The sequence below is a fragment of the Pseudonocardia sp. NPDC049635 genome, from assembly GCF_040659795.1.
Classification (GTDB): domain Bacteria; phylum Actinomycetota; class Actinomycetes; order Mycobacteriales; family Pseudonocardiaceae; genus Pseudonocardia.
On sequence record NZ_JBFAON010000061.1, the window covers coordinates 1 to 1,063 of the forward strand.

The window sequence follows — 1,063 nt, forward strand, 5'->3', positions numbered from 1 at the left end:
GTTGGGCCGGGGCGGTCTGCGCCGGGTGCTGGTCGTGCTGTGCGCGACCGAGATCGTCAGCTGGGGCGTGCTCTACTACGCCTTCCCGGTGCTGGCTCCGGCCATCGCCGCCGACACCGGCTGGTCGATCGCGATGATCACCGCCGGGTTCTCCACCGGGCTGGGGGTCTCGGCCCTGGTCGGGATCCCGGCCGGGCGATGGCTGGACCGCATCGGGCCGCGCCCGGTCATGACCGCCGGTTCGGTCCTGGGTGTGCCCGCCGTCGTCGCGATCGCGCTGGCACCGACCCCGCCGCTGTTCTTCGCCGCGTGGGTACTGGCCGGGGTGGCGATGGCCGGCACGCTCTACCCGCCGGCGTTCGCGGCGCTGACCCGCTGGTGGGGCCCCCGGCGGGTCCGCGCGTTGACCGCGCTGACCCTGCTGGCCGGGTTGGCGTCGACGGTCTTCGCTCCGCTGACCGCGGGCCTGCTCGCCGGGCTGGGCTGGCGCGGGACCTACCTCGTGCTCGCCGCCGTCCTCGCCGTGATCACCGTCCCCGCGCACCTGTTCGGCCTGCGCGGGCCCTGGCCCGGCCACGACCGGACGACCGGGAGCGAGCAGGCCGCCGGTCCGGGGAACACCCCGCGTGAGATCCTGCGCAGCCGCGCGTTCCGGCTGCTGGTGGCGGCCGTCGCGCTCGGCACGTTCTCCGCGTTCGCGGTCCTGGTCAATCAGGTCCCGCTGCTGATCGAGCGCGGGCTGTCGACCACCGAAGCGGCCTGGGCCCTCGGGCTGGGCGGCGTCGGCCAGGTCCTCGGCCGGCTCGGCTACGGGCGCCTGGCCGCCACGCTGTCGGTGCGCATGCGTGCCGTGGTGATCCTCGCCCTCTCCGCCGCGGCGACCCTGCTGCTCGGGCTGGTGCCCGGCCCCGAGGTACTGCTCGTCGGTGCGGCGATGATCGCCGGTGCCGCCCGCGGGGTGTTCACCCTGCTGCAGGCCACCGCGATCAGCGACCGCTGGGGCGCGGCCCACTACGGACGGCTCAACGGGCTGCTGTCGGCGCCGGCGATGATCGCCACCGCA

At 75.6% G+C, this 1,063-nt stretch carries 1 protein-coding gene; it reads left to right on the top strand.

Annotation, left to right across the window (positions count from 1 at the left end; translation table 11 throughout):
* Position 1: 1 nt before the first annotated feature.
* Positions 2–1,063: MFS transporter (locus AB0J24_RS28770; protein WP_358687018.1), on the top strand; the 1,062-nt coding region annotated here is incomplete at its 3' end.